Below are 17,705 nucleotides of genomic sequence, written 5' to 3' on the forward strand. Positions count from 1 at the left end.
CGAGCCGCCCCTCATCCGCCGTGAGACGCGCGGAGTTAAATCACTGATTTGCCCGACGGCGGAAGCGGAATTTTTTTCGCTGATAGTCTGGACAGACTTTCGAGTGATTTGCCCGTCGGGTTGATTTGTCGCACCTGACGCACCCACATCGTCATTGCGAGCGGAGCGAAGCAATCCATAGCGCCGCAAGTGGAGGCATGGATTGCTTCGCTCTGCTCGCAATGACAGCGGTGGTTGAGGCGACGCCCGGCTACACAATTCATGTGCTGAGGACGCCGCTTTACGCGAGGAATTAACGTCCGCCAAGCGCCCTCACGGCACCATGCTGCTGTGGGCCAATTGCTTCGTGACGGGCCGTTCGCTGTGCGGCGAGCCCAGGGCGGTCCAGATCGCGGCGGCGAGCGCCAGGGCGGTCAGGATGTAGGGGGCAGCATTCGGACTTCTGTTTTTCATTCGTCTCATCCGGCGAGTGGGCGAGCGTGTGCCGAACAAATGTTCGCTGCATGAATACTTTGTCGGTATTAGGACGGCGCCCAAACTTAGCCACTAAAAAGTATTTGATTTGGGGTGACGGAATCGTCCATGCGATCACCCCATGACAGATTCATGACACGGGGACCTTGTGTGACTGCCCAACCGCCACGACTTCACGAAAACAGCAAACGTCGCAAATCGGCCCAGGAAGCGGTGGCCCGTTCGCTCGAGCGCGAACTGGACTTTCTGGCCGAAGAGCGAAAAGAGCGTGCCCGGCTGCTGGGATTGGATCCGACCTTGGTCGCGCCGAATCTCAGCAAGCCGGCTGAGTAGCGCCATGCCGGGCGGGCCGATCAACCTGCCCGGCGCACCAGCCGGTTGACGATAGCAAACCGACGCGAGACGGAACCCGCGAATTGCGGGTGGAACGTCGGCGATACAACCACCGGTTCCGAAGCCGCGCGCCCCGCGTCCGTCAGCCGCCGGATCTTGCGGAGGGAATGCGGCCTTCGGCCAGCGCGAACAATTTGTGCGGATCACGCAGCACGATACGCTGGCGACCACCTTCGACGAGGCCCTGCTGCTCCCATGCGCTCAAGATGCGGCTCACCGTATGCAGCGTGGTGCCGGTCATCTCGGCGACGTCCTGGCGGCTGATCGGAAAATCGATCTCGACGCCGGTCTCGATCCGGCGGCCGGCCTGCTTCGCCAGGCGAAGCAGTGCATGCGCGACGCGCTGCTCGACCTGCTCGCTCGACATCTCGATGACACGGGCCTGCGTATCCTGCAGCCGGCTGCCGACCGTCTGCAGCGCGCTCGCCACGAGGCTCGGGAACTTTGAGGTCAGGCACGGCCACGCCGCCGATGGCCAGCACAGCGCGATGCTCTCGACCGCGGCGACCGCGGTCGCCGGATAATGCTTCAGCGCCAGCGCCTGCGCGACGCCGAAGATCTCGCCCGGCGAGACGTAGCGGACGACGATCTGCTGTCCCTGCGGCGTGGTCTTCTCCACACGGAGATGGCCGTGCAACAGCACGAAGAACGAATCGGCCTCCGCACCCTGGTGAAAAACCGCGCTGTCCTTCGGATACCGGACGGAGCGCGCTTCCCGCAGCACTTCGTCGAGCTCGGCGGGGCCAAGCCCGGCGAACAGCGCGACATCGGCCACGACCGATCGGTCCACGGGCGGCATGGTGCTCTCTTCGTACGAAACCAGTGGCGCGGAACCTAGAACCGGAGGCCCCGCGAGGCAACTAGGGGCAGAACCGGAGGGCCGTTGCCCACATTCCTCCGGAACGTTGTCCTGACGCAAATCGCGCAGGGTCTCGGAACGCTAAGGCTCAATACACCCACGCCGAGGCGGGAGAGTAGCAACAAGTCAACGAGCGGATGGCAGCCATGTCGATCCCAAGATTGCGCCAGTATCAGGGCCCGGCCGTGCTCTCCTACGGCTTCCGGCCGTTCTTCCTGCTCGGCTCGGCCTATGCCGGCGCGATGATCCTGATCTGGCTGCCGGTGTACGAAGGTCATCTGGCCCTGACCACGGCATTCTCGCCGCGCGACTGGCATGTGCACGAGATGCTGTTCGGCTATGTCAGCGCCGTGATCGGCGGCTTCCTCCTGACCGCCGTGCCGAACTGGACGGGACGACTGCCGCTGCAAGGCAATTCGCTCGCAACGCTGGTCTCGACCTGGATCGCCGGCCGGATCGCGATCTTCCTCTCTGCTTCGATCGGATGGGCGGCCACCGCCGTGATCGATGTCGCGTTCCTCACACTGCTCGCGATGGCGGCGGCGCGCGAGATCGTGGCGGGACGCAAATGGAGCAACCTCCCGGTCGTGGCGATCGTTTCGCTGCTCTCGCTCGCCAATGTGGCCTTCCACATCGAGGCGCATCTCAACGGGCTCGCCGATTATTCGACGCGGTTTGCGATCGCACTGGTGATCATGCTGGTCACGCTGATCGGCGGCCGCATCGTTCCGAGCTTCACGCGCAACTGGCTCGCACGCCAAACCGCCGGCCAGATGCCGGCGCCGTTCGGCCGCTTCGACAGCATCACGGTCGCGCTCGGCGGCATCGCGCTCTTGGCCTGGGTGGCGACGCCATCGGGCTGGCTTACCACGGCGCTGCTGTTGCCCGCCGGCGTCTTCCATCTGATCCGGCTGGGCGGCTGGGCCGGATACCGGACCCTGTCCGACCGCCTGGTGCTGATCCTGCACCTGGCCTACGCCTTCATACCGATGGGCTTCCTCCTGACCGGACTGGCCGCGATCGACCTCGTTCCGGTCGGCGCCGGCATCCACGCCTGGACCGGCGGCGCCATCGGCGGGATGACGCTTGCGGTGATGACCCGCGCCACCCTCGGCCATACCGGCCGCGCGCTGCAGGCTTCCGCAGGCACACAGGTGATCTATGCCGCGATCGTCACTGCCGCGCTCGCGCGCATCTGCGCCTCGCTCGAACCGTCGCATATGATCCCGCTGCTGACGGTGGCCGGTGCTGCCTGGGCGATCGCCTTCATCGGCTTCGTTGCGCTCTACGGCCCCGCATTGTGCTCGCGAAAGGCGTGACGTTTCGACGCGGATTTGCGGTGTTTGAAGAGGTGATCGACTGCAGCCGGAAGGTCCTGCAGCCGTAGCCTATTAGGGGCAATTTCACCAATTCGCATTAATCCTTTCGGAACGATCGGCGGCCGAAGCCGCCGAAAGCTCCAGAAAAGGTGTGCGATGCTCGGCAATCTCAGAATTTCCTCCAAGCTGATGATCATGGTCGGAATTTCGGTGCTCGGCATCGTCACTGTGGCCTTTGTCGGCCTGCAAGCGCTGAAGAACAATCTGCTCGAGGATCGCAAGGCCAAGCTGCAGGACCTGGTCCTGCTCGCCAAGCAGACAGTGGAGCAGGACTACCAGGCCGCCAAGAGGGCCGGTCTTTCCGACGCGCAGGTACTCGAACGAAGCAAGACGCTGCTGCGCACGCTGCGCTTCGGCAAGGACGACTATTTCTATGCCCTGGGCAAGCAGGGCCTCGTCGAGTCGCATCCGAATCCGAAGGTCGACGGCAAGAACCTGATGGATACGGCTGACACGGACGGCGTGTTCTACACCCGCCGGCAGGTCGAAATGGCTCCGCAGGGCGGCGGCTTCGTGCAGTACCGCTTTACACGCGTGGCCGGCGGCGAGGCGGTGCCGAAGATCTCCTATGCGACCGAATTCAAACCCTATGGCTGGGCCATTGCCGGTGGCGTCTATCTCGACGACATCGATGCGATCTTCTGGTCGGAGGCGCGCTCGATCGGCTCGATCCTCGCTGTCGCGCTGCTGCTTGTCGCCGGCATGTGCTTCCTGATCGGGCGCAGCATCGTCGGCCCGATCACCGGCATGACCGCCGCCATGCGCAAGATCGCCGACGGCGCGACCGACACCGTGATCCCCGCGCAGGAGCGCCGCGACGAAGTCGGCGCCATGGCGCAGTCGGTCCAGGTGTTCAAGAACAACATGATCGATGCGGCGCGGCTGCGCGGAGAACAGGACGAGATCAAGAAGCAGGCCGAAGCCGAACGGATCAGCCTGCTCGGCAAGATGGCCGACGAATTCGAGAACAGCGTCCGCAGTTCGCTCGATGCGCTGGCGGGCGCCGCGGCCGGTCTGCGCACGACCTCGAACAGCATGTCGGGCGCGGCCTCGGAAGCAAGCCGCCAGGCGACGACGGTTTCCGCCGTCGCCGAACAGGCCTCCGCCAACGTGCAGACCGTTGCCGCGGCGACGGAAGAATTGTCATCCTCGGTCTCCGAGATCGGACGCCAGGTCGCGGAGTCGACCCGCGTCGCCCAGCAGGCGGTGGAAGAGGCCAACCGCACCAATGTGACGGTGCAGGGCCTCTCGGCGGCGGCGCAGAAGATCGGCGACGTGATCAAGCTCATCAGCGATATCGCGAGCCAGACCAACCTCTTGGCGCTGAACGCCACGATCGAGGCGGCGCGCGCCGGCGAGGCCGGGCGCGGCTTTGCCGTGGTAGCGAGCGAAGTCAAATCGCTGGCGAGCCAGACTGCGAAGGCGACCGAGGAGATTTCCGCGCAGGTCGCTGCGATGCAGGGCGCGACGACGGACGCCGTGCAGGCGATCGAAGGCATCGGCGGCACGATCGGCGGGATCAACGAGATCACCACCGTGATCGCGGCGGCGGTCGAGCAGCAGGGTTCGGCCACCAAAGAGATCGCCCGCAACGTGCAGCAAGCCGCGCACGGCACCAGCGCGGTCTCCAGCAATATCGGCGGCGTCACCCGCGCCGCGGGCGAGACTGGCACAGCCGCGGGCAAGGTGCTGGATTCGGCGGAAGAGCTCAACAAGCAGGCGGCGATGCTGCGAAGCAAGGTCGACGGCTTCCTCGCCAATATCCGCGCGGCGTGAGGAATAGAGCAATCGCCGATCAGGTTGAAAGGCAGCCCAGGTGAAGCTGCGCTCCCTCTCCCGCAAGCGGGAGAGGTGAAGATTCAGCCTGATCGGATCATGCTCTAGCCCGGCTCCAGGACTGTTGGCGTATCCACCAATCGCGGGCGCAGCCCGAAATCGTCGAGCTGCGACTGATCCTCGATCGCGCCGGAACGCGGCGCGGACAAGCGGGACGGCGCGCGCCGCACCAGCCGATAGACGGAAGCCGGCGGCAGATTGCTCATGGTGCGGCCGACCAGCGTGGCCTTCAGCCCGAGCCGATCGAGGATCGGCCGCGGGATCGGCGCCCTCGGTCCATAGGTGAACTGATAGAACGCGCCGTTCGGACGCACATAGCGAAACGCGCCGCTTACGATCGACAGCACCTTGCGCGGCGACATCGTGAGCAACGGCAAGCCGCTCACGACCGCGCCGACCGAGCCGTCGTCAGCAAGCTTCACCGTGCCGAGCCGCGCCGCGTCCATCCACAGCACGCGCGCGCCGGGAAAGCGCAATTGCAGGATCTGGACGAATTCGGATCCGTATTCGACGATGGTGAGATCCTGCTGCCGAATTCCCTTCTGCAATAGCTTGTAGGTGAAGACGCCGGTGCCGGCGCCGAGCTCGATGATCGGGCCGGATGACGGCGTGATCTCGCGGGTGATCAGCTCAGCGAGCGCATTGCCGGATGGGGCGACCGCGCCGACCCGGCGCGGGTTGAACAGCCAGGAGAGAAAAAACGATGTGGCATCGTGAGACATGAGTCCATGACCTTGCAATAATAAGCACAGTGTCCCGGCGCCGTGCCGCAAGCCCCAGATGCGATTCGGATCAAGACGCGCTCATCATCGACGCGCGGCATTGCGAGAGCATTGCGTGTTGTGAGGAGATGATGTGATCCCACGAAAGGCGCCGTAGCCCGGGTGGAGCGTCAGCGTAACCCGGGGCCGGTCGTCGATGTTGATGCAGACGTCCCGGGTTGCGCTTCGCTTCACCCGGGCTACGACCTTGGCATTGCGAGAGGAGATCATGCGGCCACACGAAAGGCGCCGTAGCCCGGGTGGAGCGTCAGGGTAACCCGGGACCGGTCGTCGATATTGATGCAGATGTTCCGGGTTGCGCTTCGCTTCACCCGGGCTACGGGCTTGCTAGCCTACGGCCAAAGCGGGGAGCGCGATCGGTGGGAGGGAGATGCGGAAGCAGGCGCCGTGGCCGCTTCGTTCAGTGACGCTCACCTCGCCGCGATGCAGATGGATGATCTCGCGCACGAGGTTGAGGCCGAGGCCCGCGCCGCGGTGCCGCGGCTGCAGGCGGTGGAACGGCTCGAAGATGCGCTCGCGCTCTGAAGCCGGAATGCCGGGACCCTGGTCGCGAACTTCGACCGTCGCCGGCGCGCTCACGGCAACGACGATGGCGCCGCGATGGCCGCCATGCTGGATCGCATTCTGCACCAGATTGACGACCGCGCGTTCGAGCGCTCCGCGATCGCCCCACACGTCGATGCGCGCACCCTCATGCTGCAACGAGATCTCATAACCGGCCGCGATCGCGAGCGGCGCGAGATCGGCGATCACCTGTGCGCAGAGACCTGCAAGATCGATGGCGGACGATTGCGCCAGCCGCTGCTCGAGCCGCTGCAGATCGAGCAACTGCTCGGTCAGCGTCGCAAGCCGCGAGACGTCCTCGATCAGGCGCGCCTTCTCGGCGCTTTGCGGCAGGCCTTCCAGGCGCGTGGTGAGAATCGCGATCGGCGTCCGCAACTCGTGCGCGGCGTCGGCGAGGAAGCGTCGATGCCGTTCATAGCCTTCATCGAGCCGTCCCAAGGCGTCATTGACGGCGGTCACCAGCGGCGCGATCTCGGTGGGGACGGCGCCGACCGGCAGCCTTGCGCCGCGCTTGTCGATGTCGATCTCGCCAGCCTGATGCGCGGCTTCGTCAAGGCCCGCGAGCGCGTTGCGCACCACAAGCGGGGTCGCCACCAGCGTCGTCAGCGCCATCAGGGCAAAGCCGGGCAACATCAGCCCGAAGAAAGCCAGCGTGATCTGCAGCAGCGACTGCGCATCCGAGATCCTGATCTCGCTGGTGACGATGATCTGCACCGGGCCTGCCGCGGTCTCGACCACTTTCATCTGCCCGCTGATATGACGCGAATCGTCACGGGCGCGATCCCAGCTCCGATCGCCATCGACATCGCCGCCGCCGAGACGGGCAAACTCCGGCGGCACCTCTCCCTCGGAGAGCGAACGGCCGGACTTGTCGTGGATCACGAACCACAAACTACGCGTATCGCCGCGCAGCTCCTTCAGCGCCGGGGTCTCGCGCAGGAAAAGCGTTCCGTCGGTGCTGCGCGCCACCGCGTCGCGCAGCACGTCGATGCCGCGCCCATCGTCGCGCCGATACACGCAACCGGACGCCCACAGAGTTGCAATGAGCAGGACAACAAAAGCGACGAGCAGCACCGCATGCAGCGGGATCAATCGGCGGATCAGGCGCGACCGCAGTGACGCCGTATTCATGGCCGTCATGATGCCGCCCTCAGGAGATAGCCGACGCCGCGGATGCCGTGGATCTCGACGCCGGCGCCGGCCTCGGTGAGCTTGCGGCGCAACCGCGAGACATGCGTGTCCAGCGCATTCGACTGCACCTCTTCGTCGAGCGAATAGACGGCGGCCTCGAGTGAAGAGCGCACGACCGTGCGCCCCATCCGCCGCATCAGGGTCTGCAGCACCAGCAATTCGCGGCGCGGCAATTCCAGGAGGCGGCCGTCGACCTCGGCTTCGCAATGGTTCAGATTGAAGCTCAGTCGCCCGAGCCTGACGATATCGGGCTGCAGGTCGGCGGACCGCCGCCACACCGCGCGCAGCCGCGCCAGCAATTCCTCGGCCGCAAACGGCTTGGCCAGATAATCATCGGCGCCGGTGTCGAGGCCGGTGACGCGGTCCGACAACTCGCCCCGCGCCGTCAGCACGATGACCGGGGTCGGGATCGCCTTGGCGCGGAGCTTCGGGATCAAGCTGATTCCGTCCCCATCAGGCAGGTTGCGGTCGAGCAGGATCGCGTCATAGGCGCCCGCCACCATCATTTCCGCGGCCTCCATCAGCGAGGTCACCCGGTCGGCCAGCATGTCGTAGCTTTTCAGGACCGCAGACAAGGCCGACGCCATCTCGTCTTCGTCCTCAACCAGAAGTATTCGCACCACCCTGACCCAGGCAATTCAAGTTGACCTGGTTCCATAGAGCCGCTGGATTGCGGCTACATTGCGTGTTTGCCGGTTATCGGGGCGCAAAAGGCGCGCTCGACAGGCCGCCGATCCCCCGCATCACGGCCTTGCTCAGTTCGCGCAGCCACAATACCGAGCTTGCGACGACGGCGCAGAACAGCCAGTCGCCGGCACCCAGGCTCACGGTCGAGAACGCTTCCTGGAGGAAGGGCGCATAGACAACCAGCGCGTGCAGCAGGAGCGAAAGCGCCACCGCCGCCCAGAGCCAGCCATTGGTGAAGAGGCCATGGAATGCGCTGAGTTCGTCGGAACGGGCGTTGAAGACGTTGAAAAGCTGGAACAGCACCAGCGTCGTGAAGGCCATGGTTCGCCCATAGGCGATCGTGCCTGAACCTTCGATCAGGCCGCCCGGAAGCGAGGCGTCCAGCACCAATAGCGTGCCGGCGGCCATAATGATCCCGACCAGGAAAATCCCGCCCCACATTTGGCGCGTCATGACGCCCTCATCGCGCGGGCGCGGCGGGCGCTGCATGATGGCCGGGTCCGCCGGGTCGACCGCGACGGCGAGCGCGGGCGCGCCGTCGGTCACCAGGTTGATCCAGAGGATCTGCGTCGCCAGCAGCGGAAGCACGACGACACCGCCGGCGGCAGAAAGTCCGATTGTATCAGCCAGCACGACGCCGAAGAACATCGTCAAGACCTCGCCGATATTCGACGACAGCAGATAGCGCAGGAATTTCCGGATATTGGCGAAGATCGCGCGGCCCTCCTCGACCGCGGCAACGATGGTGGCAAAATTGTCGTCGGCGAGGACCATGTCGGCCGCCTCCTTGGAGACGTCGGTGCCCGTAATCCCCATGGCGACGCCGATGTCGGCGGCCTTCAGCGCCGGCGCATCGTTGACGCCGTCCCCGGTCATCGCCACGGTTTCCCCTGCCCGCTGCAACGCCCGCACGATGCGGAGCTTGTGACTGGGATTGACGCGGGCATAGACCGAGACCTCCTGGACAATGCGGTCGAGTTCTTGCTCCGTCATGGCCTCTAACTCGGCGCCGGAAACCGCACGCTGGCCTGATGTGATGATGCCGAGCTCGGCGGCGATGATCGCCGCGGTCTTGGGATGATCGCCGGTGATCATGATGGGGCGGATGCCCGCTGCCCGGCTGCGTGCGACCGCATCGCGCGCCTCCTGGCGCGGCGGATCGATCATGCCGATCAGGCCGAGAAAGACGAGATCCTGCTCCACATTCTCGTCGAATGCATCAGGCTGCGACCTTTCCGCGGGCAGCGAGCGGAACGCAACGCCAAGCGTCCGTAACGCTTCCGCAGCCAGCGCATCATTGCTCGCCATGATCTCCGACTTACGCGCGTCGGTGAGCGTGACCGCATCTGGTCCGACGAGTTCGTGGGTGCAGCGCGCGAGCAGGACATCGGGCGCGCCCTTGGTCACCGCGATCAGGCGGTCGCGCCGCTCCGCATCCGTATGCACCGTGCTCATCAATTTGCGTTCGGACGAGAACGGAATCTCGCCGATCCGGGCGAAGCGCTGATCGAGCGCGGCGGGCAGCAGGCCGGCCTTGCAAGCGGCCACGATCAATGCGCCTTCGGTCGGATCGCCCTGCACGATCCAGGCGCCATCGCGTTCCTCCAGTATCGCATTGTTGGCGCGTTCGGCCGCCGTCAGCGTGCGCTCAAGCTCAAACTGCAGCGCGCCGTTGTCCGACGCATCGCCGACCAGATGCACGTCTCCCTCCGGCGCATAGCCGGTGCCGGAGAGATTGGTGCAGCCGCTCGCCGTCACGACCCGGCGCACCGTCATCTCGTTCCTGGTCAAGGTGCCGGTCTTGTCGGATGCGATGACGGTCGCCGAACCGAGCGCTTCCACGGCGGCGAGACGACGGATGATGGCATTCTTCTTCGCCATCCGCTGCATGCCGATGGACAGCACGGCGGTGACCACCGCCGGCAGTCCTTCCGGAACCGCGGCGACGGCCAGCGCCACGCCGAGGAGCAGCACCGCGAAAATCTCGGAGAAGCCGTTGACGTCGCTGACGAGAAAGATCGTGCCGATCATGGCCACTGCGATCAGCACGACCGTGATCGCAAGCATCTTGCCGACGCGCGCGAGCTCTCGCTGCAGCGGCGTGGTCTCCTGCGGCGCTTCCCGCAGCATGCCGGCGATCCGGCCCATCTGGGTCCGCATCCCCGTGGCGGTGACCACCGCGCGGCCATGCCCATAGACCGCGGTGGTCCCGCTGAAGATCATGTTGTGCCGGTCGCCGAGCTCAGCCTCTCCTGCCACCGGCGCGACGAGCTTGCTCACCGGCAGGCTTTCGCCGGTGAGCGCGGCTTCCGCCGTCTGCAGCGCGGCTGACACGATCAGCCGGGCGTCGGCCGGAATGGTGTCGCCTTCCGCAATGACGATGATATCGCCCGGCACCAGCTCGGCCGCCGGGATGTTGCGCCGCTCGCCATCGCGGACTACGTTGGCGTGCGCGGCGGACATCTCACGCAATGCGGCTGCAGCACGCTCCGCCCGGGCCTCCTGGATGTAGCCCATGAGCGCGTTGAGCAGCACGATGGCAAGGATCGCGATGGCCTCGTAAGGCAGCGCGGTTTCGTGCTCATTCAGCCAGATCGCGATCGAGATGACCGCCGCCGCGATCAACAGAAGCACCAGCACGTCGGTGAACTGATCGAGGAATTTCAGCCATTCGGGACGCGGTGGCACTGTGTCCAGTTCGTTTCGGCCATCGCGCGCAAGGCGCCGCTCGGCCTCTGCACCGCTCAGGCCGCGCGCGGCATCCGTATGCAGGGCGGCCACCGTCTCCGCCGCCGTCTGCCGGTGTGCCTCGTGCATCGTCGGATCGGAGGATTTTCTGTGCATGCTGCAATGATACGTTGCGATGACGTTTCCTGGTACCGGGAACCGCGCCTGTCGGGATGATCCATGTCAATCGACACGACGCGATCGACGCTGCAGGATGCAGGCGAACGAAATGTCGCAGTCACGACCGTTGCGGTCTCGCGCCGGAACCCGGACGATCGCATCGCGCCGAGGAACCACGACACGCATGGCTGAAAGGTAGCGTCAGATGAGCGAAGCAAGCCCGACGAGAGAGCCCCCGAAATCGATTCTGCTCGCCACCGATCTCAGCCCTCGCTGCGACCGCGCGCTCGATCGCGCCGTGCTGTTGTCGCAGTCATGGCAGGCAAAGCTCGTGATCCTGCACGTTCTCGAAAAACTTCAGGATGCGGATGTCGATCCGACCGTTCCGTCCTGGCGACGCCCTCACGATCCCGTCAGCGTAGCAGCAAAGCAGTTGCTGGCCGATATCGGCCCGCTGGCGAAGACGGCCGATATCGTGATCGATGAAGGCGACCCGGCCGAGGCGATCGTGCGCACCGCAGAAAAGAAAGGATGCGATCTCATCATAACCGGCGTTGCAAGGGACGAGCCGTTCGGGCGACTTTTCCTTGGTACGACGGTCGACCGTCTGCTTCGCAGTTCGCACACACCGATCCTGATCGTGAAGAAAAGGGGACAACGCACTTACAGCCGCATCGGCGCAGCGATCGACTTTTCCGATTCATCGCGCCATGCGCTCGAAGCCGCGGTCCGCTGCTTCCCCGACCAAACGCTCATGATATTCCACGCATACGAGATGCCGATGAGTGGGTTGGCCCACGATTCCGCGGCCTATCGACGACAATGTCAGCAGGCTGTCGAACAGGACTACAAGGCCTTCCTGGCGACAGTGGAATGCGGCGAGACGATCAGGCAGCACGCACGTTCGTTCATCGAATTCGGGACGCCGGATGAAGTGCTGCGCCGGGGCGTGCGCGATATGGACATCGACCTTGTCGTGCTCGGCACCGAGGGGCGCGGCGCGCTCTCCGAAATGCTGATCGGAAGCGTCGGCAAACATCTCATGGCCGAACTGCCATGCGACGTCCTGATGATCAGGGAACCGCCGCCTGATCCGCTGTTTGCCGCAGCAGGTAGCGGTCAGGTCGGCTCCGCAGGACCTACCTGGATGATTCGTTTTCGTGGGCCGCCGTCCATGGGATCAACTCGCGCGCGAGCGCATCGAAAGCGGTGTTGAAGGCCTTTGTCGCCGGCGCGGGGGCCAGCGTCTCGATCGGCGCTTCCTGCTGGAAGACGCGCGCGGCGCGCAGATGTCCTGATGCATCGAGGAGCTTGGCTGATAGCGCGATCACGGCGTGCGGCTGCGGCGCCGTGACGATCTCGAACTGGCGCATGTCGAGCAGCAGGCGGGACGAGCCTTCCGGCGCAGTGTCGGGCCGGAACGGCGGATGGGCGATGTCGTAGTTCTCAAAACTCTGCAGCAGTTTCGCCTGCACGAGTTGCGGCAGGGCGTCGCTCCATTGCGCGTCGGCAAAATCCTTGTCGTCGTCGCCCGCGAACAGGAAGCGCTGGGTCTGCAGCGCAGTGATCGCCGTCGGCTCGGCAATGGCAAGCGTTCCCTTGAAGGGGCGAATCGGCGCATCGAACCGGCTGGCCGGGCTGAGGTCGAAAGTCGTCTTGCGCGCCGGGGCAGAACCGCCGCCCATGGTCCGATCGAGACCGGCGATGATATTGTCCAGGCGCGGGGTGTTGCGCGCGAGCCCATCGGCAAAGGTGCCGAGGTTGCCGATCGCGTCATGCAGCGGTCCGGAATTTTCGCTGAGCACCGTATCGACCTTGCGCAGCGCATCGCGCGCGGCCTGCGTCATGCTCTGTCCCGCCCCTTTCTCGGCGATCAGCGGCCCCTGCACGCGCGGCGCGTCGATGCGCTCGCCGCCTTCCAGCGCCACCACGGGGACGCCGGTCAGGCCCTGGAAATCGAGGCCGACCTTGGTATCGGCGCGAACCGGCGTGTGCTCGAGCACGGCGATGGTGGCATGGACGTCACGCGGCCGGTCGGGCACGAATTCGAGCGAGGTGACTTCACCGACGCGGATGCCGTTGAACAGCACGGCGGCGCCCACGAGCAGGCCGGGAACGGGACCACTGAAGACGACCTGGTAGGTCTTGCGCTTGCCGATGCCGCCGGTGTTGTTGAGCCAGTAGACGAAGCCGAACACGGCGACGATCGCCGCCAGGACGAAGGCGCCGACAACGATAAAGGGTGCGCGCGTTTCCATTGATGTCGTTCCGTTAAACGTTGAGATGAAGCATTTGCGCTCGCGCGCCGTGGAAATAGGCCCGCACCCACGGATGATCGGATTCCAGCACCGATTTCAGCGGACCGAGCGCGGCGATCTTGCCGTCGGCCAGCGCCGCGACGCGGTCGCAGACCGCGTAGAGCGTGTTGAGGTCGTGGGTCACCATGAAGACGGTGAAGCCGAGCGTCCGCTGCAGCGTCTTGATCAGGGAATCGAATTCGCCAGCGGCGATCGGGTCGAGCCCCGAAGTCGGCTCATCCAGGAACAGCAGCGCCGGATCGAGCGCGAGCGCACGGGCCAACGCCACGCGTTTGACCATGCCGCCTGAAAGTTCGGAGGGAAACTTGTCGCCGTCGTCGACGGTGAGGCCGACCATCTCGAGCTTCGCATTGGCGATCTCGTCCAGCAGCGACGGCGACAGATGCGCGGCCTCGCGCAGCGGGAATTGCACGTTCTGCCGTGCGTTCAGCGCCGAGAACAGCGCGCCCTGCTGAAACAGCACGCCGCTCCGGCCGCCGTTTTCGGCAAGCTCGATGATGCCGCCGCGCTTCGGCAGCAATCCGATGATCGTGCGCATCAGCACGGATTTGCCGCCGCCGGACGCGCCGACGAGGCCCAGGATTTCGCCCTGACGGACGTCGAGGCTCAGATGGTCGAGCACAATCTTGCGGCCGAAGCCGACGATGAGATCCTGCACGTGGATGGCGATACGTTCTTCGGCCACAGCTACATTCCGATCGAGGCGAAGAACACGGCGAACAGGCCGTCGAGCACGATGACCAGGAAGATCGACTTGACCACGGAGGACGTCGTCTGCTGTCCGAGCGATTCCGCGCTGCCCTTGACGCGAAGCCCCTCGCTCGCGGCGATCAGGCCGATGACCAGCGCCATGAACGGCGCCTTGATCATGCCGACCTCAAAGCTGTTGATCGAGACAGCCTCGTGCAGCCGCGCGATGAAGATCGCCGGACCCATGCCGCCATAGAGCCAGGTGACGAGCCCGCCGCCATAGAGCGCGGCCATCGATCCCAAGAAGGTGAGGATCGGCAGCGCGATCACCAGCGCCAGCACCCGCGGCAGGATCAGGACCTCGACGGGATCGAGGCCCATGGTCGTGAGCGCATCGATCTCCTCGCGCATCTTCATCGAGCCGATCTCGGCGGTGTAGGCGCTGCCCGAACGTCCGGCCACCATGATCGCGACGATCAGGACACCCAGTTCGCGCAGCACCAGGATGCCGACCATGTCGACGACGTACGAATCGGCGCCGAACTTGCGGAAATGGAAAATGCCCTGCTGGGCGATGATGGCGCCGATCAGGAACGTGATCAGCGCCATGATCGGGATCGCGCGCCAGCCGACCTGGCCGAGTTGGTAGACGGTGGAGGTGAAGCGAAACGATCGCGGATGGCGCAGCGTCCGGAACAGTGCGATGCCGACACTGCCGAGCATGTCGAGGAAGACCATGCTCTCGGCAATGACGCCGCGTCCGACCCGCTCGAGCAGGTCGGCGAGCGCGTTGGTGCGCCGCGCGGGCGCCGGCGGCCTGCGGTTCAGTTTCCGAACTTCGCCGATCAATCCGGAATAGCTGGCGGAAAGGCCGGTTATCTCGGCCTCAGTCGTTTGCGCCGGCCCGCCGCGCGCCAGTTTCTCGATCAACCAGGCGCCCACCGTGTCCAGCGCGGTGATCCCGCTGAGGTCGATCTTGCGGATGCCATGCGCAAGCCGCGGCTGGATGCCTGCGCACAGCCGCTCCAGAATCTCGACATTGGCAACCGTCCACGCGCCACGCGGATGGAGCGAGCGGACCGCGCCGTCATCCATGGTCAGGTCAGGGGCACTGCTCAAGATGATACCTCCGGAAGTCCGGACGCGACCCTAGCCAGGCCGGCCGGCAATCGTTTGACACAGCGCAATAAAGGCCCCGGCTGGCCCGAACCTTGAGGGCGTGATCATGCCGCAGGGCTATGCGGCAGCATCGTAGCCCGGGTGGAGCAGAACGCGTAACCCGGGGACATCTGCATCAACGTTTGCGAGCGGCCCCGGGTTACGCTGGCGCTGCCCGGGCTACGGGCCCTCTATCGCGCGAGCGCTGCTGACACCGATTCGGCTATCGGCGTCGTCGGGTGACCGATGAGCGCGCTCAATTGCCTGGAGGCGTCATAGAGCGCGCCATTGGCTGCTTTGGCATCGCTGTCCGCCAAGAGCGCCGCGAAGGCTTCCGGCAGGCCGATCGACACCAGCGCAGCCTTGTAATCGGCCTCCGGCAGATCCTTGTAGACGACGGGCTTGCCGGACTGCCTGGCGATCTCGGCGGCATAGTCGGCGAGCGTATAGCCATTATCGCCGGCAAGCTCGTAGATCTGGCCCGCCTGGTTGTCGGGGCTTGCCAGCACGGCTGCCGCGGCCGCGGCGTAGTCGGCGCGCGCGGCGAGGAAGAGGCGGCCCTCTCCTGCGGCGCCCAGCACAGCACCGTGCTGGACGGCGGCGGCGACATTGCCGGTGTAGTTCTCGGTGTACCAGCCGTTGCGGAGGAATGTGAACGGCACGCCAGATGCGCGGATCAGGGCTTCCGTCTTGCGGTGCTCTTCCGCCAGCGCCAGCGGGCTGGTGTCGGCATGGAGGATGCTGGTGTAGGCGAGCAGCTTCACGCCCGCCGCTTTCGCCGCATCGATGACATGGCCGTGCTGCCGGACACGCTGCCCGATCTCGCTCGAGGAGATCAGAAGCACCTTGTCGGCGCCTGTGAGCGCGGCCTTGACGGCGGCGGGATCTTCATAATTGGCGGTGCGCAGCTCGACGCCGCGCGCCGCCAGGTCCTTGGCGGCGACGGGGTCGCGGACGATGCCAATCAGATGCGCGCCAGGGGCGATCCGCAAGAGCTCGGCGATGACGAGGCGGCCCAACTGGCCGGTTGCCCCGGTGATGGCGATTCGTTCGGAAATTGTCATGTTCCTCTTCCTGGTCTAAAATAGAGACCAGGCCTAGATACGAGGCCGCATAGGATCGCGGAAGGAGGCAGTTTTTGGTGACAGGGTTACGCGAAAATAACCTTCGACCAGCCCATGAGTGCTTGGCGCAGCGCTTCCGGACCTGGCGCAGCGGCGAGTTCGACCTCGCACGCTGCCCGGTGCGTGGCATCCTGGATCGTCTCGGCGACAAATGGACCACGCTGATCGTGATCGTGCTCGCGCAGCGGCCGCATCGCTTCAGCGAGATCCGGCGGTCGATCCCCGACATCTCCAAACGCATGCTGACGCAGACGCTTCGCGACCTCGAGCGCGACGGCATGATCACGCGCCGCGTGTTTCCGACCAAGCCGCCGAGCGTCGAGTACGGGCTGACAGAGCTCGGCGAATCCCTGCTCGAACCGTTGGCCCAACTCGTCACCTGGGCGGAGACGAGCCAGACGAAGATCGCGACGGCGAGATCGGCGTTCGATGCGGCGGAAGCGTCGCGGGGCTAGGCAGCCCCAGATCTCACGACGGATCGAAGCCGAGCGCGACTTCCACTGTCATGGAATCCGGAAGAGCCGGCGGTATCTGCGGCAGCGGCTGAGCGCGGCGAATGGTATCGATTGCGGCCTGATCGAGCACGGCTTGACCGGAGCTGGTCTTGACCCAGGCGCCGAGCAATGTCCCATCGCGACTGACCGAGAAGACCGCAAGCACCGTCCCCTGCAGATGCTGCCGCTTGGCGGCCCGCGGATAGCGCTGGAATTTGTCGATATGACGCACCAGGATGTCCCTGAACTGCAGCTTTGCGGGGGTTGGCACGGCGTCCGCGGAACGCTGCGGGATCCTGCTCAAAACGGCCGCTTCGGAAGACGACGTCTCTTCGACCGACAGTGCCGCGAGCTTGTTGCGCGACATGTCGGCTGGCGTCTCAGTCGGAGCCTTGCCCGGGTTTGTTGCGTTCACGGCCGTTGATTGCGAAGCTTGGTTCACGGGAATCGGCAGCGGATCCGGACGCGGCAACAGCCGGACCTCGACGACCGCCGTCGGTTCGGCCTGCCCGCCAGCCCTGTGCAGCTGAAGGTGAAGCCAATACACGCCCCCCACGAAAAGCAACCCGACGATCGCCGGAAACAGCATCAGCCGAAAGCCCTGCCCGAACAGCGAGGCATCCGGATGGTCATCAGTCACGAAGGATTTCATCGCGCGGTGCTTACCGTGACGACCGCGCGCAAGGGCTGAGGGACTTCAGCGCCGACATGCGCCCCCAATAGCGAACCCCGCGCTGGCATCCGGTCATTTCGTTCGTGCCTGTCTTCCGTGAAATCATCCGGCCCGCAAAGCGGCTCGCCAGCGAGGGGCGCGGCTTCGCCCGGAAGCTAGCTCATATAGCCTCTTTGTGACAGAAATCTTTTCCTGCCAAGCTCCCGACGAGGCCTATTCGAGCTTGATGAGACGGC

Annotated in this window: 17 protein-coding genes; 6 read left to right on the forward strand and 11 right to left on the reverse strand. The window is 65.2% G+C overall.

The genetic code is table 11. The features are described from left to right. Nucleotides 1-312: 312 nt before the first annotated feature. The gene (locus tag OZ411_RS24855) at nucleotides 313-453 is read right to left on the reverse strand and encodes a hypothetical protein (protein WP_282530063.1); all 141 of its coding nucleotides are present in this window, start codon (nucleotides 451-453) and stop codon (nucleotides 313-315) included. 171 nt (nucleotides 454-624) lie between these two features. Between OZ411_RS24855 and OZ411_RS24860 the strand changes: the two genes are divergently transcribed. Further along, the gene (locus OZ411_RS24860) at nucleotides 625-807 is read left to right on the forward strand and encodes a hypothetical protein (protein ID WP_282530064.1); all 183 of its coding nucleotides are present in this window, start codon (nucleotides 625-627) and stop codon (nucleotides 805-807) included. A gap of 142 nt (nucleotides 808-949) precedes the next feature. Here the strand turns inward: OZ411_RS24860 and OZ411_RS24865 are convergent, their stop codons facing one another. After that, nucleotides 950-1,666, reverse strand: a complete 717-nt coding sequence (locus tag OZ411_RS24865; protein WP_282530065.1) for a Crp/Fnr family transcriptional regulator — start codon at nucleotides 1,664-1,666, stop codon at nucleotides 950-952. Nucleotides 1,667-1,863: 197 nt separating this feature from the next. Between OZ411_RS24865 and OZ411_RS24870 the strand changes: the two genes are divergently transcribed. Continuing rightward, nucleotides 1,864-3,045 carry an NnrS family protein gene (locus OZ411_RS24870; protein ID WP_282530066.1) on the forward strand — a complete coding sequence of 394 codons (1,182 nt, stop codon included), beginning with the start codon at nucleotides 1,864-1,866 and terminating at the stop codon, nucleotides 3,043-3,045. 156 nt (nucleotides 3,046-3,201) lie between these two features. Then, the gene (locus OZ411_RS24875) at nucleotides 3,202-4,881 is read left to right on the forward strand and encodes a cache domain-containing protein (protein ID WP_282530067.1); all 1,680 of its coding nucleotides are present in this window, start codon (nucleotides 3,202-3,204) and stop codon (nucleotides 4,879-4,881) included. 104 nt (nucleotides 4,882-4,985) lie between these two features. Here the strand turns inward: OZ411_RS24875 and OZ411_RS24880 are convergent, their stop codons facing one another. From OZ411_RS24880 to OZ411_RS24895, 4 genes are all read right to left on the reverse strand, one after another. Beyond that, nucleotides 4,986-5,663 carry a methyltransferase domain-containing protein gene (locus OZ411_RS24880; protein WP_282530068.1) on the reverse strand — a complete coding sequence of 226 codons (678 nt, stop codon included), beginning with the start codon at nucleotides 5,661-5,663 and terminating at the stop codon, nucleotides 4,986-4,988. Between the two features lie 387 nt (nucleotides 5,664-6,050). Beyond that, entirely contained in the window at nucleotides 6,051-7,427 is a 1,377-nt protein-coding gene (locus tag OZ411_RS24885; protein ID WP_282530069.1) for a HAMP domain-containing sensor histidine kinase, read from the reverse strand. Beyond that, nucleotides 7,424-8,098 carry a response regulator transcription factor gene (locus tag OZ411_RS24890; protein WP_130580907.1) on the reverse strand — a complete coding sequence of 225 codons (675 nt, stop codon included), beginning with the start codon at nucleotides 8,096-8,098 and terminating at the stop codon, nucleotides 7,424-7,426. Before OZ411_RS24890 ends, OZ411_RS24885 begins: the two co-directional genes overlap by 4 nt. A 76-nt stretch (nucleotides 8,099-8,174) precedes the next feature. Next, nucleotides 8,175-10,982: a cation-translocating P-type ATPase gene (locus tag OZ411_RS24895; RefSeq protein WP_282530070.1), complete on the reverse strand. Its 2,808-nt coding sequence runs from the start codon at nucleotides 10,980-10,982 to the stop codon at nucleotides 8,175-8,177. A gap of 90 nt (nucleotides 10,983-11,072) precedes the next feature. Here OZ411_RS24895 and OZ411_RS24900 point away from each other — a divergent pair, with 90 nt between their 5' ends. Continuing rightward, nucleotides 11,073-11,204: a hypothetical protein gene (locus tag OZ411_RS24900; protein WP_282530071.1), complete on the forward strand. Its 132-nt coding sequence runs from the start codon at nucleotides 11,073-11,075 to the stop codon at nucleotides 11,202-11,204. A 13-nt stretch (nucleotides 11,205-11,217) separates the two neighbouring features. Then, nucleotides 11,218-12,228, forward strand: coding sequence for a universal stress protein (locus tag OZ411_RS24905; protein WP_282530072.1), 1,011 nt, complete (start codon nucleotides 11,218-11,220; stop codon nucleotides 12,226-12,228). Here the strand turns inward: OZ411_RS24905 and OZ411_RS24910 are convergent. The 4 genes from OZ411_RS24910 to OZ411_RS24925 all read right to left on the reverse strand — a co-directional run bounded on the left by OZ411_RS24910 (nucleotide 12,152) and on the right by OZ411_RS24925 (nucleotide 16,242). Next, nucleotides 12,152-13,270 (reverse strand): MlaD family protein, encoded by a 1,119-nt coding sequence (locus OZ411_RS24910; RefSeq protein ID WP_282530073.1) that lies wholly within the window; start codon nucleotides 13,268-13,270, stop codon nucleotides 12,152-12,154. The genes OZ411_RS24905 and OZ411_RS24910 overlap by 77 nt on opposite strands. A 13-nt stretch (nucleotides 13,271-13,283) precedes the next feature. Then, entirely contained in the window at nucleotides 13,284-14,015 is a 732-nt protein-coding gene (locus tag OZ411_RS24915) for an ATP-binding cassette domain-containing protein (RefSeq protein ID WP_282530074.1), read from the reverse strand. Between the two features lie 2 nt (nucleotides 14,016-14,017). Beyond that, the gene (locus tag OZ411_RS24920; RefSeq protein WP_282530120.1) at nucleotides 14,018-15,115 is read right to left on the reverse strand and encodes an ABC transporter permease; all 1,098 of its coding nucleotides are present in this window, start codon (nucleotides 15,113-15,115) and stop codon (nucleotides 14,018-14,020) included. A gap of 254 nt (nucleotides 15,116-15,369) precedes the next feature. After that, nucleotides 15,370-16,242 carry an SDR family oxidoreductase gene (locus OZ411_RS24925; protein ID WP_282530075.1) on the reverse strand — a complete coding sequence of 291 codons (873 nt, stop codon included), beginning with the start codon at nucleotides 16,240-16,242 and terminating at the stop codon, nucleotides 15,370-15,372. Nucleotides 16,243-16,364: 122 nt separating this feature from the next. Here OZ411_RS24925 and OZ411_RS24930 point away from each other — a divergent pair, with 122 nt between their 5' ends. Then, nucleotides 16,365-16,757 carry a helix-turn-helix domain-containing protein gene (locus OZ411_RS24930; RefSeq protein ID WP_282530076.1) on the forward strand — a complete coding sequence of 131 codons (393 nt, stop codon included), beginning with the start codon at nucleotides 16,365-16,367 and terminating at the stop codon, nucleotides 16,755-16,757. Between the two features lie 13 nt (nucleotides 16,758-16,770). Here OZ411_RS24930 and OZ411_RS24935 read toward each other — a convergent pair whose 3' ends face one another. Further along, the gene (locus OZ411_RS24935; RefSeq protein WP_282530077.1) at nucleotides 16,771-17,436 is read right to left on the reverse strand and encodes an energy transducer TonB; all 666 of its coding nucleotides are present in this window, start codon (nucleotides 17,434-17,436) and stop codon (nucleotides 16,771-16,773) included. Nucleotides 17,437-17,705 lie beyond the last annotated feature (269 nt).

Source organism: Bradyrhizobium sp. Arg237L (genome assembly GCF_029990105.1).
Lineage (GTDB): Bacteria > Pseudomonadota > Alphaproteobacteria > Rhizobiales > Xanthobacteraceae > Bradyrhizobium.